Here is a 23,894-nt window from a genome sequence, read left to right as displayed (position 1 = left end):
GTGGACGACCGCTTCTACTTCCGCCAACTCCTCTCCGGGACGGACTTCGCACGCAACGACCCCCTCGCCGGGCAGATGGTGAACTTCGTCTACCTCGTCGGTGACCGCGAGACCGGCGAGGCCCTCGTGGTGGACCCGGCTTACGACCCGGCCGGGATAGTCGAGGTCGCCGAGGGCGACGGCATGACGATCACCGGTGTCCTGGCCACCCACTACCACCCCGACCACGTCGGCGGCGAGATGATGGGTTTCTCCATCGACGGCGTGGCCGAGCTGCTCGAGATCGTGGACGTCCCGATCCACGTCCAGGCGCCCGAGGCGGACCTCGTGCGCCGGGTGACCGGCCTCGAGCCCGGCCACCTGGTCACCCACGACAGTGGCGACATCGTGAGCGTCGGCGACGTCGACGTCGAGCTCATCCACACGCCCGGGCACACACCCGGCAGCCAGTGTTTCCTCGTGCACGGTTCGCTCGTGGCCGGGGACACGCTGTTCCTCCAGGGGTGCGGACGCATGGATCTGCCGGGGAGCGACCCCGCGCAGATGTACGAGAGCCTCACGAAGAAGCTTGCGAAGGTCTCCGACGACACCGTCCTGTACCCCGGCCACCGGTACTCCCCGGAGCCGTCGGCCACCATGGGCCACACCCGCGAGACCAACCAGGTGTTCGTGCCGAAGACGGCCGAGACGTGGTTGCGGGTCTTCGGTCGCTGAGGTCCCCCCCGTTCTGAACCCCTCAACTTCGGTACCGCGCGTGCCGATACGCGCGACATGGCTGGGCAGGAGCGGAGTGGGTCATGAGTGAACACACCGAGCACGCGACGGCGGAGTTCGATCGTCGCTTCAGGGGGTACGACCGCGCCGCGGTGGACGCCCACGTCGAGCGGGCGCGGGATCTACTGGCCCGCCGTGAGCGTGAACTCGACGAGGCGCATGGGCGACTCGACGATCTCCGACGGGAAGTCGACGCCGCCCGCCAGGACGCTGCCGACGCGAACGCCGCCGCCGCCCGGGCCGGCGCCAGCGCACGGGTCTTCGACCACATCGTCCGTCTTGCTCGCGAGACGGCGGCCGGCATCGTCGAGGACGCGCGGCGTCAGGCGTCCGAGGATCCCGCGCGGGCGGTCCCCCTCGTCGCAGCCGTGGCCGAACCGGTCCCGGTCGTCGCCGAGGGTGATCAGACCGACGACGATGGGGACGGCGGCGACGGCGATGACATCGAGTCGGCGGCGACTGACAAGGACACGAGCGACTTCTTCGCCGAACCGCGCGCCGCGCGGGTCACCTTCAACCACTCGGCCGCAATGGAGCTCTTCGACGACGAGACGGCCGACGACAAGTGGGACACCTTCACCGATAGCGAGGCCGGGAGGGCCTTCTTCGCCGACGAGGCGGTCGACGAGCGTTCCCGCCGCTGGATGCTGACCGGCTGATCGCCGCTCACCCGGTCATTGTCACAGTCCGGTTCCAGAGTGGGGCACCATTCCCGGACGGGTAGAGGTACCGACAGTGACCGATGACACCGAGACCATCCGCCGCCGCGTCGACGCCCTGTTGGCGAAGGCGGCTTCGACAGAGTTCGCCGAAGAGGCCGACGCGCTCTTCGCCAAGGCCCATCAGCTCATGGCCGAACACGCCATCGACCAGGCCGATCTGCGTGGCGCGGACCCGGGTCGGATGGGTCGGATCGACATCGAGGTGTTCGGCCGGTGGGCGGGGCCGCGCCAGGATCTCCTCCACGGGATCGCGTCCGCCAACCGCTGCGCCACCTGCATCAGCCGTCGTCGCGGCAGCCGCAAGGGCACGATGTCGGTCTTCGGTGACCGCTCGGACCTCGAGACCACGAAGCTGCTCTACGCCGCGGTCGAGCCACAGCTTCTCGCGCGCGTCGCCAGAGTGCAGCACCCCGAGCGGGACCAGTGGGCGGCGTTCTCGACACCGGCTGAGATGGCGGCGCTCACCCGTCAGTGGCGCAAGAGCTTCGCGTTCGGTTTCGCCGCCCGGATCGGTCAGCGTCTCGTCGAGGCCGGTCGTGCCGCCGAGGCCGCCTCGGCGGATCCGCAGGCGGCCGGGCTCGCTCTGACGGATGCCACGGATCGGGCCCGGCGCCACATGACCGACCAGCTCGGGCGCCTGCGCGCGGACCGCATGTCACGGTCCGTTCGGGGCGACGCCTACTCGGACGGCGTGGCCGCTGCGAACGCGGCCAGTCTGGCCACCGGGGGTCTGCCCGGCGGTCGCCGCGCACTGCGCAGCGCCCGGTGAAATGACCCACCGCCTGACCCTCCAGAGCACGATTGCGGAGGTAGTATGGACTCACGAATCCTCGGTCAGAAGCCGACTTGTCCATAACCCCGACATCGTCTCGCCTCCTCCGAACCCGCTATAGGAGCCAACCGATGTCCGTCCAAGTCGATGACACCACCGCCCGCCTGAGCGCGCTGTGGAGATCGGTCCTGCCCAGTGCCGCCGAGATCCGCCGGGCTCGCCGTCGTCTCCACACCAAGGCCACGGTGATCGCCGTCCTCGTCGCCCTCAGTTACTGGGTGCTCGTGATCTCGAGCAGCGGTTTCTGGTTGCGGATCGGCTCCGCCGGGGTCCTCGTGGGTCTGTTGATCGCGGTGGCCACCAACATCATGCACGACGCCAACCACGGCGCCTTCTCGCGCTGGGCCTGGGTGAATCGGCTGGCCTCCTACACCGGCGACGCGTTGGGCGCGAGCTCGTGGCTGTGGAGGTTCAAGCACAACACCCTCCATCACGGCAGCACGAACGTCGAGGGGGTCGACAGCGACATCCTCCAGGCGCCCATCGCCCGGCTGGCGCCGGGCCAGGAGTGGAAGCCGTGGCACCGGCTCCAGCACATCTACCTGTGGCCGCTCTACGGCTTCATGACCTTGAAGAACGTGTTGTTCGGAGACCTCACGAACCTGATCAAGGCGGAGATCGGGGAGCAGGCCCTGCGACGCAAGCCGAAGCTGACCACCGTTCTCGGCGTCATCACGGGCAAGTTGGCCCACATCACCTGGGCGCTGGTGATCCCCATCCTCTTCAACCCGTGGTGGGCGGTCATCCTCTTCTATGTGGCGATGTCGTGGCTCGTGGGTTTCTCACTCGCCGTGATCTTCCAGGTCGCCCATTGCGTCGAGGGCGTGGAGTTCGTCGACGAGTCGACACCGCACCGCGGCCGTGACTTCATCCCCCATCAGTTGGCGACGACCAAGAACGTCGCGACGACGGTCCCCGTGCTCGGTCCGGCGTTCCGTTGGCTCGTTGGTGGGCTCGACCACCAGATCGAACACCACCTCGCCCCGCGGCTTCCCCATACCGTCTACCGGTCCGTCGGGACCCGGTTCCAGGCCGGGTGTGGTGCCATCGGCGTCGAGTATCGCGAGCACCCCGGCATGTGGTCCGCGGTGCGCTCTCACGGCCGCTGGTTGAGGGAGATGGGACGGCCGGTACCGGCCCTGCCCGGTGCATAACGGCCGGTTCGGCGCTAGTCTCTGTCATGTGGGCAGATCAAAAGGATCTGTTCCGAAGATGAGAAGAGAAAAATTGTGCCAACCGGAACCGTGAAGTTCTTCAACGCAGAGAAGGGCTTCGGCTTCATCTCTCGCGAGGGTGCCGACGACGTGTTCGTCCACTACTCAAACATCCAGGGCGACGGCTACCGTTCGCTCGACGAGGGCCAGAAGGTCGAATTCGACGTAGCGCCCGGCCGTAAGGGTGAGGAAGCGCAGAACGTCCGCGTCGTCTGACGCAGCTCAGTCTGATGCTGGAAGGCCGCCGGAAACGGCGGCCTTCCGCCGTTTTCGGGTGCGTCTCGTGACGTTGTCACCGGAGTGCGCGAGGAGGGACTTGAACCCTCACGTCCTTTCGGACACAGGCACCTGAAGCCTGCGCGTCTGCCAATTCCGCCACTCGCGCGAGTGGAGATCGAATGGTACCTGCGGTCAGGGGTGCCTCGCGCGGTCGGTATCCTCTGCGCCGTGGGAATCCGAGGTTTCGAAGGGCGCCTGGAACGACTCGTCGAGGGGGCGTTCGCACGCGTCTTCAAGTCCGGTCTGCGTCCGCTGGAGATCGCCAAGCGCATCACCCGCGAGATGGACGACAACCGCACGACGGGGGTTTCGGGCGAGACGGTCGTCCCCAATCACTTCTGGGTGTACGTGTCGCCCGCCGACTTCGCGGAGTTCTCCGAGATCGAGTCCACGCTGTGCGGGGAGCTGGCCGACGCGGCCCGGGACCACGCGGTGGACGAGGGGTACGTCTTCAAGGGGCCCGTGAAGGTGTTGCTCACCGAGGCCGAGCAGTACCCAACCGGCGCCTTCCAGGTGGCGTCGCGTCTCAAGGAGGGCGAGCTCGCCCTCGGACCGGGCGCACTCGTGTTCGAGGGCGGTGAACGCGTGGCCCTGCGCAACGAGGTCATGGGTGTCGGCCGGCTCTCGGAGAACGCGGTGGTCGTGTCGGACCCGAACGTCAGCCGCCGCCACGCCGAGGTCCGCCCAACGGCCTTCGGCTACCAACTCGTGGACCTCGGCTCCACCAACGGGATGGTCATCAACGGCACCCGGGTCACCGAACACGTGCTGCGATCGGGCGACGAGATCGTCTTCGGGACCACGAAGATGCATTACGAAGTGGGCTGACCCGGCCTGCCGCCGCGGACAACTAGTCTCTTGGACCCGTGGACGAACAGCTTCTCACCGTGTTCAAGCTCGCCCTGCTGGGCCTCCTGTACCTGTTCTTCCTGCGCGTGATGTGGGCCGTGTGGACCGAGCTGCGCACGCCACGGCTGTCCGAACTCGCCCGCGGCGGCCCCGACACCTCGCCGGGCCCCGAGTTCCAGCGCGCCACGATGGTCGGCCCTCCGCCGGGTGGGGCGCCCGCCTCGTCGAAGCGTCGGGGCCGTGGCCGGCGGGCCCGGTCTGCGCGCAGGACTCCTACAGGACTGGAGATAACCGCACCCGTGGGAAGCGCCGGGCGGACCTTCGAGCTCACCGGCGAGTTGACGATCGGGCGGGCGCCAGGGTGCCACGTCCGCCTCGACGACACCTTCTCCTCGAACCTGCACGCCCGGGTCTTCCACCGCGACGGCGCCTACTTCCTCGAGGACCTCGCGTCCACCAACGGCACGCTCCACAACGGCGAGCGGGTGACCTCGACGGTCCCGCTCTCCAAGGGCGACCGCATCACGATCGGTTCGACCGTCGTGGACGTGCGATGATCCCCATTCGTGCCGTCGACCCCGGGGGGACCCTGCGATGACCGCCTTCCGATGGGGTTCGGGTACCGACGTCGGCCACGTCCGGTCCGTGAACCAGGACAACCTCGTCGTCGCAGCCGGTTTCTTCGCCGTCGCCGACGGGATGGGCGGCCACCGCGGTGGTGAGGTCGCCTCGCTCATCGCGGTGGAGGCACTCGTCGAGTCGCTCGGCGAGACGCGGCGGGTCGACGACTACGTCACCGCCGTGCGAGCGGCCAACGAGGCGATTCTCCAACGGGCCTCCGAGGATCCGGACCTGTACGGGATGGGTACCACCCTGTGCACGCTCGGCCTCGTGGACGTCGACGGGGTCGAACAACTGGCGGTCACCAACGTCGGCGACTCCCGGGTCTACCGCTACGTGGACGACCACCTCGCCCAGGTGACCCTGGACCACTCGCTGGTCGAGGACCTCCTGAGACAGGGTCGTCTCAGCCCCGAAGAGGCCCGGGACCACCCCCAGCGCAACGTGCTCACCCGCGCGCTGGGTGTCTCGCACGAAGTGGAGGTGGACACCTTCCTGCTTCCCGTGATCCACGGCGACCGTTTCATGTTGTGCAGCGACGGCCTGTTCAACGAGGTGAGCGAGCCCGACATCGCCGCAACCCTCGGGACCGTGGACGACCCCGAGGTCGCAGCGCAGGACCTGATCGACGCTGCCAACCGGGCCGGCAGCCGTGACAACATCACCGTCGTGATCGTCGACGTGGACATGAGCGGGTCGGGGGACGCCGTGGTCACGGCTGGCGAACCGACCGAAGAGCATCAGACCGTCGCTGCTGATCTCGCCGCGCCGGGCTCGCCGGCAACCGTGCAGGCGGCCGACGATTCCGATCCCGACGCCGGTGAGGACACGCCGAAGCGGCCCTGGTGGCGACGGATGTTCGGTCGCGGCGGCGCCTGAGCACCGTGCGCCGGAGCCGCCGCAACACCGAGCTCGGCCTTCTCGTCGGCGCAGCGGCCATCACGACGGGGATCTACGTCCTGGCCAGCCTCGGCCGGTTCTCGACGATCCCCGCCAATGTCGGCCCGTTCCTCGGCGTCGTGCTCGGGCTCCTGATCGTCGCCCACATCGCCACGCGGCGTCTCGCCCCCCAGGCCGACGGCCTGCTCCTTCCCCTGGCCGGGCTCCTCAACGGGATCGGCTACGTCTTCATCGCACGCCTCGATGACGGCCTGGCGGCACTTCAGTCCACGTGGACCTTCGTCGGTGTCGGGGCGTACGTCGCAACCCTCGTCCTCGTCCGGCGCACGCGTGACCTCCAGCGCTACCGCTACACGTTCATGCTCGCGGGACTCGTGTTGCTGGGGCTGCCGCTGTTGCCGGTGCTGGGCCAGGAGGTCAACGGCGCCCGCATCTGGGTGAACCTGGGCCCGCTGAACTTCCAGCCAGGTGAGTTCGCGAAGCTCGCCCTGGCGGTCTTCTTCGCGAGCTACCTGGTCGACAAGCGCGAGCTCCTTCGGGTCAGCACCTACAAGCTCGGGCCGCTGAACCTGCCCGAACCGAAATACCTGGGCCCGGTCCTGTTGGGCTGGGGGGCCTCGCTCATCGTCATGTTCTACGAGCGCGACCTGGGGTCGTCGCTGTTGTTCTTCACGCTGTTCCTCGTCGTGCTGTGGATCGCTACGGAGCGGGCCGCGTACCTGTTGATGGGCGGGACGTTGTTCCTCGGCGGGGCCGTGTTCGCGTGGAGCCAGTTCACCCACGTGCAGACCCGTGTCGACGTGTGGCTCGACCCCTGGCAGGACCCCCGGGGGGACGGTTTCCAGATCGTCGAGGCCGCCTTTGCCTTCGGTTCGGGAGGGCTCACGGGCACCGGACCGGGCCTGGGTGACCCCGGTCGGATCCCCTTCGCCGAGACCGACTTCATCTTCGCGGCGATCGGTGAGGAGCTGGGTCTTCTGGGCGCGACCGCTGTCCTGGTCACGTTCATGTTGATGATCGGCACCGGCCTCCGGATCGCCCTGGCCGTCGAGAACGACTTCACCAAGCTGCTCGCAGCGGGCCTGACCACGCTGCTCGGCGTCCAGGCCTTCATCATCATCGCCGGGGTCATCCGGGTCCTGCCGCTGACGGGCGTCACCTTGCCGTTCGTGTCCTACGGGGGCTCTTCGCTCGTCGCCAACTACGTGCTGTTGGCTCTGCTCGTGCGGATCTCCGACGAGGCCATCACGCTGCAGAAGGTCGAACCAGGCCGCCCGCGCGAGACCTTGTCACCGCGATGAACCGCCAGATCCGCCTGGTCGGGCTCGGCCTCCTCGTATGTTTCGCCGTGCTGTTCGTGCAGCTGAACCGGCTGCAGTTCTTCGAGCGGTCCGAGCTCGAGGAGAACCCGCTCAACACCCGTGACATCGTCCGCGACTTCGGCGAGCCCCGGGGCGACATTCTCACCATCGACGGTGAGATCGTGGCGACCACCGTCGATGTCGGCGGCCAGCTCCGCCGGGAGCGGCAGTATCCGTTCGGGGAGCTCTTCGCCCACGTCACCGGCTACTTCTCCTTCGACTTCGGCGCCGACGGTGTCGAACGGATCTACAACGACGAGCTCGCGGGACAGACGGCGGGCCAGCAGTTCGGCAGCTTCGCCGACCTGTTCCGCGACAACGACACCACCGGCGATCTGGTCCTCACCCTCGACGCCACGGTGCAGGAGGCGGCCCGCGCGGCTCTCGGTGACCGCAACGGCTCGGTCGTGGTGATGGACCCGCGCGACGGTTCGATCGTCGCTCTCTGGTCGTTCCCGAGCTACGACCCGGGACCCCTGTCAGGCACCGATCTCGCAGTGGCGCGTGCGGCCCGCGAAGCGCTGCTCGACGATCCGACGAAGCCGGACCTCGCCCGCAGCTACCGAGAGCGGTATCCGCCGGGTTCCACGTTCAAGATCGTCACGGCGTCAGCGGGCCTGAGTAGCGGGATCGTCGGTCTCGCCGATCCGGTGTTCCCGGCGGTGGCGGAGTACGTCCCACCGCTCACCACGGTCCCGATCACCAACTTCCGGGGGTCGATCTGCGGGGGCGCCCTGCCGGAGATCCTCCGGGTCTCGTGCAACACGGCGTTCGCGGAGATGGGTGCCGAGGTGCTCGGCCCCGAGGTCATGGTCGAGACGGCCGAGGACTTCGGCTTCAACGATGCGCCACCGGTAGACCTTCCCGCCGCGGCCGAGTCGGTCTTCCCCACCGACTTCGAACGCGACATCCCCCGACTCGCCCAGTCCTCGATCGGCCAGAACGACGTTGCGGCGACCCCTCTGCAGATGGCTCTCGCCACGGCGGCCATCGCCAACGGCGGGGTGATCATGGAGCCCCACGTCATGGATCGGATCGTTGCAGCCGACGGCGACATCATCGACGAGTGGGGGGCGAGGTCCTGGCGGCGGGCGCTGCGCGAGGTCGACGCGGCCACGATGCGTGAACTCATGATCGGAGTGGTCGAGGCGGGCACCGCGACGTCCATGGCGATCCCGGGAGTCGTCGTCGGGGCCAAGACCGGTACGGCCCAGACCACCGCGTCCGACGGCGGGACGGCCGACGACACCCACGCCTGGCTCGTGGCGTTCGCGGGGCCGGCGGAGGGCCCGGCGGAACTCGTCGTGGCGGTCATCGTGGAGGCGGTACCCGGCGGCGGGGAACAGACCGGTGGGGGCGTCGCCGCCCCGGTTGCGAGGGCTGTGCTCGAAGCGGCCATCGCCGCAGGCGGCGTGGGCGGGTGACTCTGTGCCACCAAGGCCGGAGTCACGGTCCCTAGACTTCGTCCACGATGTCCGACCAGGGACCCACCATCCTCGGCGGCCGTTACGAGCTCCACCGGCGGTTGGCTCGCGGCGGCATGGCCGATGTCTTCCTCGCCCGTGACCAGCTCCTCGACCGCGCCGTAGCGGTCAAGGTGCTGTTCGCGGAGTTCGCCGCGGACCCGACCTTCGTCGAGCGTTTCCGCCGGGAGGCGCAGGCCGCCGCGAACCTCAGCCACCCCAACATCGTCGGGGTCTACGACTGGGGCCGCGAGGGCTCCACCTACTACATCGTCATGGAGTACGTGGAGGGCCGGAGCCTCGCTGACGTTCTGCGCTCCGAGGGTCGCCTCCATCCCGACCGTGCCGCCCGGATCACCTACGAGGTGGCCGGTGCACTCGCCTTCGCCCACCGCAACGAACTGGTCCACCGCGACATCAAGCCGGGCAACGTCCTCATCTCGCCTCAGAACCAGGTGAAGGTCGCCGACTTCGGCATCGCCACCGCCATCGCCGCCGGCGTCAACACCGACCTCACCAAGGCCGGCACCGTCATGGGGACGGCGACCTACTTCTCCCCTGAGCAAGCCCAGGGCCAGCGCGTCGACGCCCGTAGTGATCTCTACTCGCTCGGCGTCGTCCTCTACGAGATGTTGACCGGCGAGGCGCCGTTCACCGGTGATTCGCCCGTGGCCATCGCCTACAAGCACGTACAGGAGGCGCCGACACCTCCGAGCCAGTCGGGAGCCACAGTTCCCCGGCCGCTCGAGGCAATCACGATGCGGCTCCTGTTCAAGGACCCCGAGCGCCGCTACCCGTCCGCCGACGCCCTGCGTGCCGATCTGCGCCGCTACCGCGACGGGGCAGCCGGGCCGGGTCGGGCCGCGGGCGCAGCCGGTGCAGCCGCGGCGCCGGGATCGACCGACCCGACGACGGTCTCGCGCCCCGTGTCGGGTTCACAGCCGGCCTCGGGCTCTCAGCCGACGACGGCGTTGCCGGCCAACCGGGGTAAGCGGCAGGCGGGTCGCCCGTCGGGTCAGACCCCGGCGAACTACGCTCCGCCGGCCTACCCCCCCGGCTACGACGCGGCGACGCCGGTGTACCCCTACGGCGCATACGACCGCACGGGTCAGACCCGCCGCACGGGGCTGTTCGTCCTCGGCGTGGTCCTGTTGATCCTCGCGATCGTCATCGCCGCGGTCATCCTCGTGCAGGTGCTGGAGGACTCCAGCGGTAACGGCAACGACGACGGCGACACGGTGGTCGACGTCGGCCAGATCGCGGTCCCGTCCGTAATCGGCCTGGACCAGTTCGAGGCGATACGTGAGCTCGAGAACGCCGGGTTCGTGGTCCGGCCCGAACAGGTGGAGAACGCAGAGGTCCCCGAGGGCCAGGTCTTCGCCCAGAACCCCCAGGGCGGGATCCGGATCGACGAGGGCTCGGTGGTCACAGTGACGGTGAGCGCGGGCGCCGAGGCGGTCGCGATCCCCAACGTCGTCGGTCAGCAGGCCACCGACGCGGCGCAGCTCCTGGACAGTCTCGGGTTCACGGTCGTCACCGAGGAGATCCCCGACGAGGACGCCGAGCCGGGCGAGGTACTCGCCCAGTCGCCGGCCCCGGGTGAATCGGGGAAAGAAGGCGACGTGATCACCCTGACGCTGTCGGAGGGCCCCGAAATGCGCCCGGTGCCGAATGTGGGCGGCAACGACCCCGCCACGGCGGCCGCGGCACTGACGGCTGCCGGATTCCAGATCCTCCAGGAACGTGAGACCTCGCTCGAGGTCCCCGAGGGCCAGGTCATCCGCACCGAGCCCGCCGCCGGTACGGAGTTGGAGAAGGACGCGGTCGTCACCATGTTCATCTCCGACGGCGAGCCGCTGGCGACGGTGCCCAGTGTCGTCGGCCTCGACGTGAGCTCGGCCATCGCGCAGATCTCCGCGGCCGGCCTCGAGGTGTCCCAGAGCGAAGCGGTCACGACCGATGCCGCCGAGGGAACCGTGATCGACCAGTCCCCGAACGCCTTCGCGGAGGTCGAACCCGGATCGGTGGTGGGCATCGTCGTGGCGAGGGCCCCCGACCCGACACCGACGCCGACTCCTTCGCCATCTCCGACCCCGACGGCGACGCCCGGGGCCTAGTCGCTGTCCACCGGAGTTGTCCACAGGTTGTGGATCAACCTGGGGGAAATGACAGTTCTGTGATTACGACAGGGTTGCCTGCAGGCAAACCGCACCTGTCGCCCGACCGAATATAGACGCGAAGCGGTTAGATCATCACGCAGGGCGTCAATGCCACTGGGTGGCGGTGATGATCGAGGCGAGAACGAATCCGAGGCCCAGCAGCAGGTACCAGTTGTCGGTCTCGCCGAAGGCACCGAGGTAGTTGAGGATGATGACCAGGCCGCCGACGGCCATGAACACGGCCATGAGAACCGGCACCCACGTGGGAGAGATCTTGTCGGCGTTCGAGGTGGGCGGCGTGTAGCGGCCGCTCGGTTGGGTCCCCTTCTCGGTCACCCGACCGCCCTGGACCTTGCGTTTCGGAGGCTTGGCCATGCCGCAAGGATAGAGGCTCGGGCAGCGGTCGGCCTCCCGGGCCGTGTCGAGCTACTCGATGGGCGCGACGAGGTCCATGTCCTCGAGGCAGTGCCGGGGCGGCGGGGGGTCCTCGTCGGGGGCGACCGTCATACGGACCTCGGTCCCACACATCGAGCAGCGGAACGCGATCTTCACCTTCCGGAGCTCGCCGGGAGGGGGAGGTTCGGGCATCGGTTGGGCCAGGGCCCGCAGCACGGCCAGGCCCGACCAGATGATCGCCACACCGATCGCGATGGCGATCAGGATCTGGATCACGGTGCCGAACATGGTCTCCAGGCTAGGTTCGGGCCGGCGACGTCGGACCGGTACGCCGGAGTAGGGGAGCACACGTGATCGCAGACGCGGATCTCGACGCCATCAACCTGGCACTGCTGATGCTGCGGGTCGTCCTGGGTGTCGTCATGGTCGCCCACGGGTACAACCACGTGTTCGGCGGTGGGAAGATCAAGGGAACGGCGGGCTGGTTCGAGAGCATGGGCATGCGGCCCGGGATCGTCCATGCCTGGACGGCGAGTATCACCGAGATGGGAGCGGGCGCTCTGCTCCTGGCAGGTTTCCTCACCCCCGTCGCGTCCGCAGGCGTCATCGGGGTCCTCGTGGTCGCCTGGGTCACCAACCACCGCGATGCGGGTTTCTGGGTCTTCAACCGCCCGACCGAGGGTTGGGAGTACCTCATGACGCTCACCGTCCTCTCGCTGGTGGTGGCGACGCTGGGGGCGGGGCAGTGGTCGATCGACGACGCGACCGGATTGGACGACCTGACGGGCTGGACCGGACTGCTGATCGCGCTCGTGGCCGGGGTGGGTGGCGCGTTGATCACACTCGTGGCCTTCTGGCGCCCTCCCGAGGCCACCGACGGTGGGGACGACTGAGCCTCAGACGAGCGAGGCGGGATCCACGCCGGCCAGCTCGCAACAGCGCTCCCACAGGCGGGCGCGGCGTTCGGGCGTGTCGCTGCGGCGGGTCGTCGGGAGCTTGTGGATGGAACGGCGACGCCGGTCGAGCCAGAAGTCGCCGGAGCTGGCCAGCGGTTCCCCGTCGTCGGCCGCGAGCCACACGAGCGTGTCCGCGCCGTCTTCGGGTGTGCGTAGCAGCGGTCCGACGATCCGCCTGAACGTCGGCAGCGACGCCTCCACCCCCGGGGTGTCGGCCCAGCCGGGGTGCAGCGCGTGGAACCGGACGCCGGAGCCGGCGAAGCGCTCCGCCCACATCTCGTTGAGGGTCACCTGGGCCCGCTTCGCGCGCGCGTACTGCTCCGAACCGCCGTAGTCGTCGAGGCTCATCTCGAGATCGCTGACGGTCAACGGCGCGGCGTACATCCCGCCTGAGGCCATCGTCAGCACCCGGGCCGGACTCGACGCCTCGAGTCGGGCGAGGAGTAGTGAGGTCAACAGGAACGGCCCCACCACCTGACTCGCGATGGTCACCTCGGTACCGGCAGCCGTCTCGCGGCGCTCGTCGGAGAGCGCGCCGGCGTTGTGGACGAGAACGTCGAGTCGGTCGTGGTCGGCGAGGATCGTCGCGGCAGCCGCCCGTACTGCATCGAGGTCACCGGTGTCGATCGTGACCGTGGTGAAGCGGTCCGAGCCGGTTTCGGCGACGAGCTCGCTCCGCACACGGGCCGTCTTGTCCGGGTTCCGGCCGGCGAGGACGACGGTGGCTCCGCAGCGGCCCAGTTGGCGGGCGGCGGCGAGTCCGAGTCCGGAGGTGGCGCCGGTGATCACGATGACCCGGCCGCCGAGGTCGTAGTCGTCGAGGTCGGTCCAGTCGTCGAGGCGTCGGCGCAGCGAGGACCCGATGCTCGTGAAGGAGGTCACCACGGGGACCTCCAGCGCCGTGTCCGCGAGGTCCGTCCAGCGGCTCACGGTCGTGCGTCGGCGTCGAACACCCGCCGCAGGCCCGCCGCGGCCTTGTCCCCGGTGCGACGGAAGGCCCGCTCGAGCAGGCTGTCGAGTAGCGAAAGGCCCGACGGCAGATGGAGAACGGCGTCGTAGGTGATCTCGCAGCCCGCTCCCACCGGGGTCACGTTGATGGTGTCGATCGAGGTGAGCAGGCGGCTCTCGGCTTTCACTCGTACCCGGCGCGGCGGATCGTGGACCTCGGTGCGGTAGCGCAGGGTGAGCGTGCGTGGCCCGACCTCCACGCTGACGTCGAATTCGGCGTCGGGGCCCGGTTCGGTGCCGGTGACGAGGTCGGCCCGGCTGACGCTCGGGTCCCACTCGGCGAAGTTGCGCAGATCCGCCAGGTAGGCGAACGCGTCGTCGGGGGAGCGCGAGGTGCGGAGACTGGTGACGTATCGGGCCATGGTGGATTCTACGGGTGGCTCTCGCGCAGGGATGCGGCCACCTTCGAGAGCCATCGACCCATCTCGAGGAAGTCGGCCCGGTCGAAGTGGGCGACGAGGTGGTCACGTACCCCGGTTACGTGAACCCGCGCCGCCCGTTCGAGCAGGGCGAACCCCTCGTCGGTGAGGCGGGCGTGGATTCCTCTGCCGTCGGTGGGGCACGCCTCGCGACACACGAGGCCCGCCTTCTCGAGTCGGTCGATGCGGTAGGTGAGACGCGACTTCGAGGTGAGCAGTCGGTGAGCGAGATCGGTCATCCGGGCCCGGCGCTCGTCGCTCTCGGAGAGGAACACGAGGATCTCGTAGTCGTCGAGGGTGATTCCGAACTCACGGAGGTCGTCGTCGAGTCGCTCGGTGAGGCGGCTGAGCGCCTCGATGGTGGCGCGCCATGCGACCTGCTCGTCGGCGTCGAGCCAGTCGACGTCGACGTCGGCGTCGGTGCGGTCGGGCGGGGCTTCCATACGGACAGCCTAGCCGACGGGTTGTCAAAGTTTGAACTACCCGCTACGGTGGACATACAAGTTCAAATCTAAACAGATTGGCCCTCGGGCCGGGAGGACGACACCGATGAGCACCCCCACAGCCACCACGACCCACGAAATGCCCCTCGCCGCCGGCACCTGGTCGGTGGACACCGTCCACAGCGCGGTCGAGTTCACCGTGCGCCACCTCGGCCTCGCCAAGGTCCGAGGCCGTTTCAACGACTTCTCCGGCGCCGTCGTGGTCGGGGACTCCGTCGCGGACACCCGGGTGGACGCCGAGGTCCAGATGGCGTCGGTCGATACCAACAACGCCGACCGCGACGCCCACCTGCGCTCGGGCGACTTCTTCTCCGTCGACACCAACCCGACCATGACGTTCCGCTCGACCGGCGTCGTGGCCGACGGCGACGACTACCGCCTCGACGGTGAGCTCACCCTCGCCGGGACGACCCGACCGGTCAGCTTCAGCGTCGAACTCCACGGGACCGAGGTCTACCCGATGGACGACTCCACCAGGGCCGGCTTCTCGGCGACGTCCGCGATCAGCCGGAAGGACTTCGGCATCAGCTTCGACGTCCCACTCGGAGCGGACAAGGTCGCCATCGGCGACAAGGTCACCATCGAACTGGAGATCCAGCTCGTCGCCCCTTCTGACTGAAGCGGGTGCGAAATCGGGCGACGTCGAATACCATCTACTGAACAAGTATGTTCAGCAGGGTCTGTCCCTTCAGCGGGGTCTGTCCCTGTGTCGACCAACCCGAGGAGTTGAGCCGTTCCCCATGGCGGACGAGACCTGGACCTTCCTGACGAACCACGCCCATGTGCTCCTGGTGATCCACAGGGAGCCCGGCCTCCGTCAACGGGACATCGCCGAGATGGTCGGGGTGACGGAGGGTGCGGTTCAACGCATCGTCGGCGAACTCGAGGCGGGTGGCTACCTGCGGCGGGAACGCCAGGGACGCCGCAACGTCTACAGCGTGGCATACGACGCGACTCTCCGGCATCGCCTCGATGCAGGCCGCACCGTCGGTGAGCTACTCGGTGCGCTCGATCCGGTGCTGGAGCTGAGTCACCTCGGCGCCGACGCCGCCGGTTGAGCGTCCCCGAGCCTCATCCGTCGCGCTTGGCGGTGAATCACCCCCGCCGGGGGGAGATCCTCGACGCACACCGGCGTGCCGTTGATGCGGGCGAACCCGGCTACATCGATCCGCAGACGGGCCTCTTCGTGATGACGGCCGCCTATCTCCTCGACCGGGGGGCGTGCTGTGACACGGGATGTCGGCACTGCCCCTGGGCCGGCGGGGACTAGTGCGCCGAGTGTGAACAGGACCAGCGCCTAGCCTCTGACGACATGCGGGTCAGCCACTGGACGAGCAGCATGAACACCTGGGACGACATCGTGACGTCCTGTCGCCATGCGGCCGACACCGGCTGGGACGGGATCTGGGTCCCCGACCACTTCATGCCACCCGAGTCGGGATACGGCGACGAACCCGAACCGGCGGTCGACCCGGAGCTCACGGCGACGTTGGAAGGGTGGACCCTGCTCGCCGGGCTGGCGGCATCGGTGACCCGGGTCCGCCTCGGCGTGCTCGTCACGGGTAACACGTACCGGCATCCGGCACTGGTGGCCAAGATGGCCGCCACCGTCGACCACATCAGCGGTGGGAGGGCCGTTCTCGGCCTCGGGGCAGGGTGGCAGGAGAACGAGCACCGCCACTACGGACTCGCCTATCCGTCCCCCGCCGGGCGTGCCCGTCGCCTCGACGAGGCCTGTCGGGTCCTGCTCGGTCTCCTGGGGCGCGAACGCACGGACTTCGTGGGACGCCATTACCGGCTGGACTCGGCGCCGGCCGAGCCGAAGCCCCTCGGTGAGCTGCCCCTGATGCTCGGCGCGCAGGGCGAGAAGCTGATGATGCCCGTGGTCGCCCGCCATGCCGATGAGTGGAACCTCTGGGCCGATCCGGAGCGCTTCGCCGCGAAGAGCGCCGTCCTCGACCGGTTGTGCCGCGATGTCGGGCGAGACCCGGCGGAGATCCGACGAAGTGCAGCGGTGATGATCCAGATCCACGACGATCCGTCTGCGGCTGCCGCTGCCCGTGAGGTCCACTCGGGTCCGAAGATGCTGATCGGTACCCCCGAGGAGTTGCGCGCGGTGATCGCGCGCTATCCGGGCCTCGGCTGTGACGAGTTGATGGTCGCCGACTTCAACGTCCACCCCGATGATCGGATCGCCCGGATGGATCGTCTGATGGAGGAGATCATCCGCCCCGCTACGCGCTGAGGTGGGCCATCCAGTCCGAGCGGGCGTCCTGCGCGCTGAGCACGTCGGCGGGGTCCATCAGCGTCACGCTGCCCGGCGGGTTGTGCCACCACACGATCTCGCCGGTGAGCAGCACCTCCCCGTCGAAGCTGTCGTAGGTGAACAGCGCCGACGAGTCGATCTGCACGAGGTAATGGGCGTCGTCGTCGATGCCGCCCAGATGGCTGTGGTCGTAGTCCTGAGGGCCCCACTCGAGGAGGTGTCGTCCGGGGATCTGGTGTTTCACGAGCGTGTGGAACGAGATGCCCCAGTCCGCGAGCGCGATGTGGCGGGTCTCGGACTCGATGATCGACGCGGCCGTCGTGAGCCCGTCGTACATCTCGGCGACGGCCTCGCGGCCCTCGAGAACGAGGTAGCCCCAGGGCCCGCCGTGCAGCACGTAGCGGGGGTTCGGCGCCACGGTCGCCATCAGATCATCGATCTGGCACAGCCCCTCGTAGCGGAAGTGCAGGATCGTCAGTTCCAGGATCCGGCGGTGCAGCGGATCGGTGGTCTCCGCGAGCAGCTCCTCGTACGGCCTTGTGCTGATCCCCGGCTGCAGACGCATGTTCGTTCCCTCTGGTCGACTGTCGTGGTGTGGGACCGTAGTGCGGGTTCAGTCGGCGATGCGTCGAGCCACGCCGTCGGCCCGTGCCGCCGCGGCCACCGCCGGCGCCACCTGCGACACCACGGACTTGTCGAACACGGAGGGGACGATGAACTCCGGTGAGAGGTCTTCGTCGGAAACCGCCGCCGCGATGGCCTCCGCAGCCGCGAGCTTCATGTTCTCGGTGATGTCGGTCGCGTGCTCGTCGAGGGCGCCACGGAAGATCCCGGGGAACGCGAGGACGTTGTTGATCTGGTTCGTGTAGTCGGATCGGCCGGTGGCCATCACGGCCGCCACGCCGTCGGCGTCTTCGGGGCGGATCTCCGGGTCCGGGTTCGCCATGGCGAACACGATCGGGTCGGCCGCCATCGTGCGGAGGTCCGCGGCGGTCAGCAGCCCCGGCGCGCTCACCCCGATGAAGACGTCGGCGCCGCGTAGAGCATCGGTCAGCAATCCCTGGAGGTCGTCGGTGTTGGTGTGGGACGCGAACCACTCCTTGGCGACGTTGAGACGGTCCCTGCCCTCGAAGATCGTGCCGACGCTGTCGCAGCCGATCACATCGCCCACGCCTGCGTTCAGGAGGATCTTGCCGATGGCGACGCCGGCGGCACCGACTCCCGAGATCACGACACGCAGGTTCTCCATCGACTTGCCGGTGATCTTCAGGGCGTTGTTCAGCGCGGCCAAGGTGACCACAGCGGTGCCGTGCTGGTCGTCGTGGAACACGGGGATGTCGAGGGCCTCCTTGAGACGTTCCTCCACCTCGAAGGCCGCCGGCGCGGCGATGTCCTCGAGGTTGATGCCGCCGAACGTCGGTGCGAGGCGCATGACCGTGTCGACGAGCTCGTCGGCGTTCGCGACGTCGAGACAGATCGGAAAGGCGTCGACGCCGGCGAAGGCTTTGAAGAGCAGTGCCTTGCCCTCCATGACGGGCATGGCCGCCTCCGGGCCGATGTCCCCGAGTCCGAGCACGGCGGTCCCGTCCGAGACGATCGCGACCGTGTTCTTGCGGATCGTGTACTCATGGGAGAGTTCGCGGTCGTTCTGGATAGCGGTGCACACCCGGGCCACGCCCGGGGTGTAGGCCATCGCGAGGTCCTCTTTGTCGTTGACCGGACACAACGGCAGCACCTCGATCTTGCCGCCCTCGTGCATCGCGAACGTCCGGTCCCACCAGTCGATGAGCTCGACGTCGCCCACGGCGCGCACGGCTGCCACGACGCGGTCCTGGTGGTCCGTGTCACGGCAGTGCACGACCAGTTCACGGTCGAGGGTCGGTCCACGGACGTCGAACCCGTCGGCGGCGCCGATGTTGCCGCCCGCATCGCCGATGGCGACGCACAGTCTGCCGAGAACGCCCGGGACGTTCTTCAGGCGGACCTTGAGGGCGATCGAGTACGCGGATGTCGGGATCTTGGCCACGGACCGACGGTACTCGCCCCGGGGGGGAGGAACCGCCTCGCCGGGGCGGTCAGCTCAGCGTCTCGAGAGTGAGCTCGGGGTGGTCGGCCTCCACCCGGCGGAGCCAGAACGGGCTCTCGAAGAGCGCGAGGAGCGCGCCGTCGGTGCGGGTCAGCACGGCGACGCTCGACATCCGGGCGAGTCGGGGGGCGGACTCCTCGTCGGTTCGCCGAGCGGCCTCGTAGGGCAACGGCGACAGGTCGACCTCGGCACCGAACTCGTGCTCGAGGCGGTAGGCGGTGACGTCGAACTGCATCCGACCGACGGCGGCGAGCACCGGCGCGACATCGCTGGCGATATCGCGCCGTAGCACCTGCACGACGCCTTCCTCCTCGAGTTGCTCGAGGCCGCGGCGGAACTGCTTGAAGCGGGAGACGTCGCGGGGCCGTGCCTCGCAGAACACCTCGGGGACGAAGCGCGGGATCGGGGGGAACTCGACGGGAGCGCCGTCGTAGAGCGTGTCGCCGATGCGGAGATCGGCTGCGTTCACGAGTCCGATCACGTCGCCGGGCCAGGCTTCGTCGATCGTGTCGCGCTCCGAGCCGAACACCGACGTCGCGTACTTCGTGCCGAACGGCTTGCCCGAGGGTCCGTGGATCAGCGTCATGCCCCGCTCGAAGCGGCCCGAGTGGACCCGGACGAACGCGATCCTGTCGCGATGGGCGGGGTCGAGGTTGGCTTGGACCTTGAACACCGTTCCGGCGAACGGCTCGTCGAGAGCCCGAGGGACGCCGGCGCGGTCCTCGGTGGGGGAGGGAGGCGGGGCGTAGGAGACGACGGCGTCGAGGAGGTGGCGCACACCGAAGTTGGTCAGAGCCGAGCCGACGAACAGGGGGGAACTCTCGCCGGCGAGAAAGGACTTCTCGTCGTAGTCGGCCCCGACGGCGTCGAGCAGTTCGGTCTCCTCGACCGCCTGTTCGAACGCCTCGCCCTCTTCGTCGATGGCCCGCACCGCGTCGACGATCTCCTCGGGCGCGGCCGTGGCGCCGCGGGCGGTGCGGGTGTAGCGGATGAACTCACCGCTACGACGGTCGATCACCCCGCGGAAGTCACCCGGGATGCCGACCGGCCAGGTGATCGGGGTGGCCCGCAGGTCGATCTGGTCGCTGATCTCGTCGATGAGCTCGAGCGGTTCGCGCCCGGGCCGGTCGAACTTGTTGAGGAACGTGAGGATCGGGACGCCGCGCGCCCGGCACACCTCGAAGAGCTTGAGGGTCTGGGCCTCGATGCCCTTGGCGGTGTCGAGAACCATGACGGCGGCGTCCACCGCGGCGAGAACCCTGTAGGTGTCTTCGGAGAAGTCGCGGTGGCCCGGCGTGTCGAGAAGGTTGATCACGTGGTCGTCGTAGTCGAACTGCAGGACGGTCGAGGCCACGGAGATGCCGCGTTGCTGCTCCATCTCCATCCAGTCCGAGGTGGCCGAACGCCGCCCGGAGCGGGCTTTCACGGCTCCGGCCTCGAGGACCGCCCCGGAGTAGAGGAGGAACTTCTCGGTGAGCGTGGTCTTGCCGGCGTCGGGGTGGGAGATGATCGCGAAGGTGCGCCGGCGGGCGGCCTCGCGACTGATGTCGGACACCCCCCGACGCTACCGCCGTCGTCAGGTGCAGCAGGCGGCGTCCGGGCTGACCACCTCGGCGTCGGCGTTCTTGACGTACCACTCCCAGCGGGCTCCGTCGGGACCGTCCAGCCAGGTCTCGGTCTTCTCGGCGTAGCAGCACACGGTGTCATCGACCCCGGTGGTGGTCAGTCCCGAGTCGGTGAGTCGCCCGTCCGCAGCCGTCACCTCGTCGGCGGTCGTGGCCTCGACGCCCAGGTGGTTGATCCCGCCGGCGTTCGCCGGGTTCTCGAAGAGGACCAGCTTGAGAGGTGGGTTCTCGATCTCGAAGTTGGCGTAGCCGGGCTTCCGCTTCGAAACGGGGGTGGCGAACATCTTCGAGTAGAAATCGACGGCCTCGTCGAGGTCGCTGACATCGAGGGCGAGCTGCAGGCGCATGAGGGTGCTTCTTCCATTCAGATCGATAACTGTCGATGTGAGAGTGGCAGACACTTCGACATCTGTCAATACGTTGCTAGGGTGACGTCATGGCCGACCCGGAGCCGACCTGCTGCGCCGAGGACTGCTGCCCGCCCCTGTTCGGTTCTTTGCTGGGCGAACCGGAAGCGGCGGAACTGGCGGCTGTCCTCAAGGCTCTGGCGGACCCGGCCCGCCTGCGAATCCTCAACTGCATCGCAGCGGCACCGGGCGGCGAGATCTGCGCCTGCGACCTGCCGGCCGTGCTCGACCGGTCCCAGCCGACCGTCAGCCATCACCTGTCCCAGCTCGTGAACGCCGGAGTTCTCGAAAGGGAACAGCGTGGGAAGTGGGCATGGTTCCGCATCCGTGCCACGCGTCTCGAAGAACTCACCGCGGCGATGACACCGCCGGTCGCCACCTCCGGGAACTGATCCTCACGGCGACGTCACCCGGGACCGCGCCGCGACCGTCTGTAGGGGCATGGACATCTCGAAACTCCTGGCGACAGTCGTCGTTGCAGGACTCCTCGCGACGGGATGTGGTTCCGGTGGCCCATCCGACGCGAACGCGGCAGGAGACGACGGAGCAGACCGCGTTCCGCTGATCGTCGACTACAGCCCCACGCTCTCCGACGTGCCTGCGTTGATGTACCTCGCAACGCACCCTGGTTCCGATCTGGTGGCGGTCACGCTCGCGGGGACGGGCGAGTCCGAATGTGGCCCGGGTGTTCGCAACACCGTGGCGCTACTGCGCATCACGGGCCACGCCGACGTTCCCGTCGCCTGTGGCCCCGAAGAGCCGCTCATCGGTTCCCATCACTGGCCGGCCGAGTTCGTCGAGGCATCACGCACGGTCCCGGGCGTGGTCCTTCCCGGGATCGCGGGCGAAGTCCCGGTAGGCGACGCTGTTGCGACGCTCGTCTCGGCTCTCGAGGCGGCGGAGGATCCGGTGGTCATCGTCGCCCTCGGGCCTCTCACCAACCTGGGGATCCTCGTCGCGGAGCGGCCCGACCTTCTCGCAGCCATCGACCGGATCGTGATCATGGGCGGAGCCATCGACGTGGCGGGCAACGTGCCCGACTCGCCGACCGTGGAGTGGAACTTCTACATCGACCCCGAGGCGGATCAGCGGGTCCTCGGGTCAGGGGTGAAGATCGTCGTCATCCCGCTCGATGCCACCGTCGACGTGCCGGGCTCACGGGCGATTCAGGCCCGGCTCGATCGAGCGAGCGCTCTCGAGCCGGGCGGCGAGGCCGTCCGTCAACTCCACGACGCCGCTATCGACGTGATCTCGTCCGAGGGCTGGTTCTTCTGGGACGAACTCGCCGCCGTGGCGGCGACGGATCCCGAGGTCGTGACGCTGCGGAGCATGGCCCTGCTCGTCGACGCGGATGGGGCGACGGTGAACGACCCGGCCGGGCCGACCGTCCTCGTCGCGACGGCGGCCGACCCGGCTCTGTTCGCGGACCGGTTCGCGGATGTTCTGTCGGGCGGAACGGCACCCACGGTGTCACCCCTCGACGACGCCGAGCGCGCCTATCTGTCCCGTCTCGACGAGCTCGGGGCCACACTGTCGGCCGCGACCGACGCTGCGTTCACGATGCTGTTCTCGTTCGAAGGCTCCCAGACCGTCGTCTCCCTCGGCGACACGCCGGTGGTCGCCGTGGAGGATGTCTTCGACGCCTTTGCCGACTTCGCCGCCGGTCTCGCGACCATCGACCCCCCTCAGCTGTTCCGTACCCAGCACGAGAACATTCGCCAGTCGCTGGGCACCTTCGCGGCACTCCGGGAGGGGCTCGTCGACGGTGTACGGGAACTTCTCGATTCTGCCAGGGCCATGACGGCCGACGAGTTCCTCACCGGTCTCGAGCAGCTGGTTGCCGCGCGAACCGTCGACGATCCGTTGGCTTCGGTGGCGGCTGCGTGTGCGGAGGTCGAGCTCGAGGCCGAGCTGCGCGGGGTACAGGTCACGACAGGCTGCGCCTGAGCTCTTGTCAGGGCTCGCGCGCGATGAACGTGTAGCCCATCACGCCGAGGCAGCGGGCGTTGGCCTCGCCGCCCCTAACATCGACGGCGTGACCGACGCCGTGATCCGGACTTTCCCGCTGGGCGCGCCGCCCTGGCCCACCCTCGACCCGTTTCTGTTCTGCGTGCATCACCGTGACGACTACCCGGTGGCCAACGCTGAGATGGGCCCCGCCGTCTCGTTGGCCGGGCGCGCCATCGGCCAGGACTTCTCGGGTCGCGACGGTTGGAGCATGTACCACGGTTCCACGGTGCCCGGATTCCCCCAGCATCCGCACCGGGGGTTCGAGACCGTCACCTGGGCCCGAAGCGGTCTCATCGACCACTCGGATTCACTCGGTGCCACGGCCCGGTTCGGCCGCGGCGACACCCAGTGGATGACCGCCGGTGGTGGGATCGTCCACGCCGAGATGTTCCCGCTTCTCGACCGCGAAGGCCCCAACCCGGTCGAGTTGTTCCAGATCTGGTTGAACCTGCCCGCCGACGACAAGATGGTCGACCCTTACTTCACGATGCTGTGGGCCGAGGACATCCCCTCGTCGAGCTACACCGACGAGGCAGGTCGGAGCACCGAGGTGACGGTCATGGCGGGCGAACTCGACGGACTCCGTCCGCCGCCGCCGCCACCGGACTCGTGGGCGGGCCGCGCCGACACAGACGTCACGATCTGGCACATCGTGCTCGACGCCGGCGCCACCTGGTCGCTGCCGACCACGGCTCCGACGACGACCAGGGTGCTCTACCTCTTCGGTGGTGGTGCGCTCGACGTCGACGGCGTCGAATGCGAGACGTCGAGGGGAGTGGTTGTCCGCGGCGACGCGGCGGTTCCGCTACGGGCCGGGGGAGAGCGCGTCGAGTGCCTTCTCCTCGGCGGTCGACCGATCGACGAACCCGTCGCCCAGTACGGCCCGTTCGTCCTCAACGACGAGGCCGGCATCCGTCAGGCGATGCTCGACTACCAACAGACCGGCTTCGGGGGATGGCCCTGGCCGCGACCCGATCCGGTCCACGACCGCACGCAGGGCCGCTTCGCCCGCCACGCCGACGGGACCGTCGAGAGCCGCTGAGG

The 23,894-nt window shown here is 68.6% G+C and carries 28 protein-coding genes and 1 tRNA gene; 19 read left to right on the top strand and 10 right to left on the bottom strand.

Annotated elements, in window-relative coordinates; genetic code table 11:
- The 5 genes from RIE08_10190 (at position 1) to RIE08_10170 (ending at position 3,758) form a co-directional block, all read left to right on the top strand.
- Entirely contained in the window at positions 1 to 714 is a 714-nt protein-coding gene (locus RIE08_10190) for an MBL fold metallo-hydrolase (GenBank protein MEQ8717967.1), read from the top strand.
- 83 nt (positions 715 to 797) lie between these two features.
- Entirely contained in the window at positions 798 to 1,433 is a 636-nt protein-coding gene (locus tag RIE08_10185; protein MEQ8717966.1) for a hypothetical protein, read from the top strand.
- A gap of 76 nt (positions 1,434 to 1,509) precedes the next feature.
- Positions 1,510 to 2,265 (top strand): DUF2786 domain-containing protein, encoded by a 756-nt coding sequence (locus RIE08_10180; GenBank protein ID MEQ8717965.1) that lies wholly within the window; start codon positions 1,510 to 1,512, stop codon positions 2,263 to 2,265.
- Positions 2,266 to 2,399: 134 nt separating this feature from the next.
- Positions 2,400 to 3,482, top strand: a complete 1,083-nt coding sequence (locus RIE08_10175) for an acyl-CoA desaturase (protein ID MEQ8717964.1) — start codon at positions 2,400 to 2,402, stop codon at positions 3,480 to 3,482.
- 72 nt (positions 3,483 to 3,554) lie between these two features.
- Entirely contained in the window at positions 3,555 to 3,758 is a 204-nt protein-coding gene (locus tag RIE08_10170) for a cold-shock protein (GenBank protein ID MEQ8717963.1), read from the top strand.
- A gap of 85 nt (positions 3,759 to 3,843) precedes the next feature.
- On the opposite strand, the gene RIE08_10165 is transcribed toward RIE08_10170, so the two are convergent.
- Positions 3,844 to 3,927, bottom strand: a tRNA-Leu gene (locus RIE08_10165).
- 62 nt (positions 3,928 to 3,989) lie between these two features.
- On the opposite strand from RIE08_10165, the gene RIE08_10160 reads away from it, so the two are divergent.
- From RIE08_10160 to pknB, 6 genes are read left to right on the top strand one after another with little or no spacing between them, the layout of a single operon-like run.
- The gene (locus RIE08_10160; protein ID MEQ8717962.1) at positions 3,990 to 4,649 is read left to right on the top strand and encodes a DUF3662 and FHA domain-containing protein; all 660 of its coding nucleotides are present in this window, start codon (positions 3,990 to 3,992) and stop codon (positions 4,647 to 4,649) included.
- Between the two features lie 38 nt (positions 4,650 to 4,687).
- On the top strand, positions 4,688 to 5,227 hold the full coding sequence (locus RIE08_10155; GenBank protein ID MEQ8717961.1) for an FHA domain-containing protein: 540 nt from the start codon (positions 4,688 to 4,690) through the stop codon (positions 5,225 to 5,227).
- A gap of 37 nt (positions 5,228 to 5,264) precedes the next feature.
- Positions 5,265 to 6,170: a Stp1/IreP family PP2C-type Ser/Thr phosphatase gene (locus RIE08_10150; protein ID MEQ8717960.1), complete on the top strand. Its 906-nt coding sequence runs from the start codon at positions 5,265 to 5,267 to the stop codon at positions 6,168 to 6,170.
- A gap of 5 nt (positions 6,171 to 6,175) precedes the next feature.
- The gene (locus RIE08_10145; protein MEQ8717959.1) at positions 6,176 to 7,492 is read left to right on the top strand and encodes an FtsW/RodA/SpoVE family cell cycle protein; all 1,317 of its coding nucleotides are present in this window, start codon (positions 6,176 to 6,178) and stop codon (positions 7,490 to 7,492) included.
- On the top strand, positions 7,489 to 8,976 hold the full coding sequence (locus tag RIE08_10140; protein ID MEQ8717958.1) for a penicillin-binding protein 2: 1,488 nt from the start codon (positions 7,489 to 7,491) through the stop codon (positions 8,974 to 8,976). The genes RIE08_10145 and RIE08_10140 overlap by 4 nt, the downstream gene beginning before the upstream one ends.
- 47 nt (positions 8,977 to 9,023) lie before the next feature.
- On the top strand, positions 9,024 to 11,132 hold the full coding sequence (gene pknB, locus RIE08_10135) for a Stk1 family PASTA domain-containing Ser/Thr kinase (GenBank protein ID MEQ8717957.1): 2,109 nt from the start codon (positions 9,024 to 9,026) through the stop codon (positions 11,130 to 11,132).
- Positions 11,133 to 11,279: 147 nt separating this feature from the next.
- Here the strand turns inward: pknB and RIE08_10130 are convergent, their stop codons facing one another.
- Entirely contained in the window at positions 11,280 to 11,549 is a 270-nt protein-coding gene (locus tag RIE08_10130; GenBank protein ID MEQ8717956.1) for a cell division protein CrgA, read from the bottom strand.
- Between the two features lie 51 nt (positions 11,550 to 11,600).
- Positions 11,601 to 11,858: a hypothetical protein gene (locus RIE08_10125; GenBank protein MEQ8717955.1), complete on the bottom strand. Its 258-nt coding sequence runs from the start codon at positions 11,856 to 11,858 to the stop codon at positions 11,601 to 11,603.
- A gap of 62 nt (positions 11,859 to 11,920) precedes the next feature.
- Here RIE08_10125 and RIE08_10120 point away from each other — a divergent pair, with 62 nt between their 5' ends.
- On the top strand, positions 11,921 to 12,463 hold the full coding sequence (locus RIE08_10120; protein MEQ8717954.1) for a DoxX family protein: 543 nt from the start codon (positions 11,921 to 11,923) through the stop codon (positions 12,461 to 12,463).
- A 3-nt stretch (positions 12,464 to 12,466) separates the two neighbouring features.
- Here the strand turns inward: RIE08_10120 and RIE08_10115 are convergent, their stop codons facing one another.
- The 3 genes from RIE08_10115 to RIE08_10105 are packed head-to-tail and all read right to left on the bottom strand — an operon-like array spanning position 12,467 to position 14,396.
- Complete coding sequence (locus tag RIE08_10115; GenBank protein ID MEQ8717953.1) at positions 12,467 to 13,456, bottom strand: SDR family NAD(P)-dependent oxidoreductase; 990 nt, start codon at positions 13,454 to 13,456, stop codon at positions 12,467 to 12,469.
- Positions 13,453 to 13,896 carry an SRPBCC family protein gene (locus tag RIE08_10110; protein MEQ8717952.1) on the bottom strand — a complete coding sequence of 148 codons (444 nt, stop codon included), beginning with the start codon at positions 13,894 to 13,896 and terminating at the stop codon, positions 13,453 to 13,455. The genes RIE08_10115 and RIE08_10110 overlap by 4 nt, the downstream gene beginning before the upstream one ends.
- A gap of 8 nt (positions 13,897 to 13,904) precedes the next feature.
- On the bottom strand, positions 13,905 to 14,396 hold the full coding sequence (locus tag RIE08_10105; protein ID MEQ8717951.1) for a MarR family transcriptional regulator: 492 nt from the start codon (positions 14,394 to 14,396) through the stop codon (positions 13,905 to 13,907).
- A gap of 106 nt (positions 14,397 to 14,502) precedes the next feature.
- Between RIE08_10105 and RIE08_10100 the strand changes: the two genes are divergently transcribed.
- From RIE08_10100 to RIE08_10085, 4 genes are all read left to right on the top strand, one after another.
- A complete protein-coding gene (locus tag RIE08_10100) occupies positions 14,503 to 15,075 on the top strand; it encodes a YceI family protein (protein ID MEQ8717950.1) in 573 nt (190 codons plus the stop codon).
- A gap of 121 nt (positions 15,076 to 15,196) precedes the next feature.
- Positions 15,197 to 15,514, top strand: a complete 318-nt coding sequence (locus RIE08_10095; protein ID MEQ8717949.1) for a MarR family transcriptional regulator — start codon at positions 15,197 to 15,199, stop codon at positions 15,512 to 15,514.
- A 32-nt stretch (positions 15,515 to 15,546) separates the two neighbouring features.
- Positions 15,547 to 15,726, top strand: a complete 180-nt coding sequence (locus tag RIE08_10090; GenBank protein ID MEQ8717948.1) for a DUF5522 domain-containing protein — start codon at positions 15,547 to 15,549, stop codon at positions 15,724 to 15,726.
- 42 nt (positions 15,727 to 15,768) lie between these two features.
- Positions 15,769 to 16,701, top strand: a complete 933-nt coding sequence (locus tag RIE08_10085; protein MEQ8717947.1) for a TIGR03560 family F420-dependent LLM class oxidoreductase — start codon at positions 15,769 to 15,771, stop codon at positions 16,699 to 16,701.
- Here the strand turns inward: RIE08_10085 and RIE08_10080 are convergent.
- Genes RIE08_10080 through RIE08_10065 form a run of 4 tightly spaced genes read right to left on the bottom strand, consistent with a single transcriptional unit; the run spans position 16,691 to position 20,780 of the window.
- On the bottom strand, positions 16,691 to 17,287 hold the full coding sequence (locus tag RIE08_10080) for a hypothetical protein (GenBank protein MEQ8717946.1): 597 nt from the start codon (positions 17,285 to 17,287) through the stop codon (positions 16,691 to 16,693). The two genes, RIE08_10085 and RIE08_10080, sit on opposite strands and share 11 nt — an antisense overlap.
- 48 nt (positions 17,288 to 17,335) lie before the next feature.
- The gene (locus RIE08_10075) at positions 17,336 to 18,748 is read right to left on the bottom strand and encodes an NAD-dependent malic enzyme (GenBank protein MEQ8717945.1); all 1,413 of its coding nucleotides are present in this window, start codon (positions 18,746 to 18,748) and stop codon (positions 17,336 to 17,338) included.
- A 49-nt stretch (positions 18,749 to 18,797) separates the two neighbouring features.
- Positions 18,798 to 20,363, bottom strand: coding sequence for a peptide chain release factor 3 (locus tag RIE08_10070; GenBank protein MEQ8717944.1), 1,566 nt, complete (start codon positions 20,361 to 20,363; stop codon positions 18,798 to 18,800).
- 21 nt (positions 20,364 to 20,384) lie between these two features.
- Positions 20,385 to 20,780, bottom strand: coding sequence for an ArsI/CadI family heavy metal resistance metalloenzyme (locus RIE08_10065; protein ID MEQ8717943.1), 396 nt, complete (start codon positions 20,778 to 20,780; stop codon positions 20,385 to 20,387).
- 89 nt (positions 20,781 to 20,869) lie between these two features.
- Between RIE08_10065 and RIE08_10060 the strand changes: the two genes are divergently transcribed.
- The 3 genes from RIE08_10060 (at position 20,870) to RIE08_10050 (ending at position 23,892) form a co-directional block, all read left to right on the top strand.
- On the top strand, positions 20,870 to 21,232 hold the full coding sequence (locus RIE08_10060) for a metalloregulator ArsR/SmtB family transcription factor (protein MEQ8717942.1): 363 nt from the start codon (positions 20,870 to 20,872) through the stop codon (positions 21,230 to 21,232).
- A gap of 49 nt (positions 21,233 to 21,281) precedes the next feature.
- Complete coding sequence (locus RIE08_10055; GenBank protein ID MEQ8717941.1) at positions 21,282 to 22,787, top strand: nucleoside hydrolase; 1,506 nt, start codon at positions 21,282 to 21,284, stop codon at positions 22,785 to 22,787.
- Between the two features lie 88 nt (positions 22,788 to 22,875).
- Positions 22,876 to 23,892: a pirin family protein gene (locus tag RIE08_10050; protein ID MEQ8717940.1), complete on the top strand. Its 1,017-nt coding sequence runs from the start codon at positions 22,876 to 22,878 to the stop codon at positions 23,890 to 23,892.
- Positions 23,893 to 23,894 lie beyond the last annotated feature (2 nt).

The organism is Acidimicrobiales bacterium (assembly GCA_040219085.1).
In the GTDB taxonomy this organism is placed as follows: Bacteria; Actinomycetota; Acidimicrobiia; order Acidimicrobiales; family JAVJTC01; genus JAVJTC01.
Note: the sequence above shows the minus strand (reverse complement) of the source record. Positions and strands in the feature narration are given on the sequence as shown.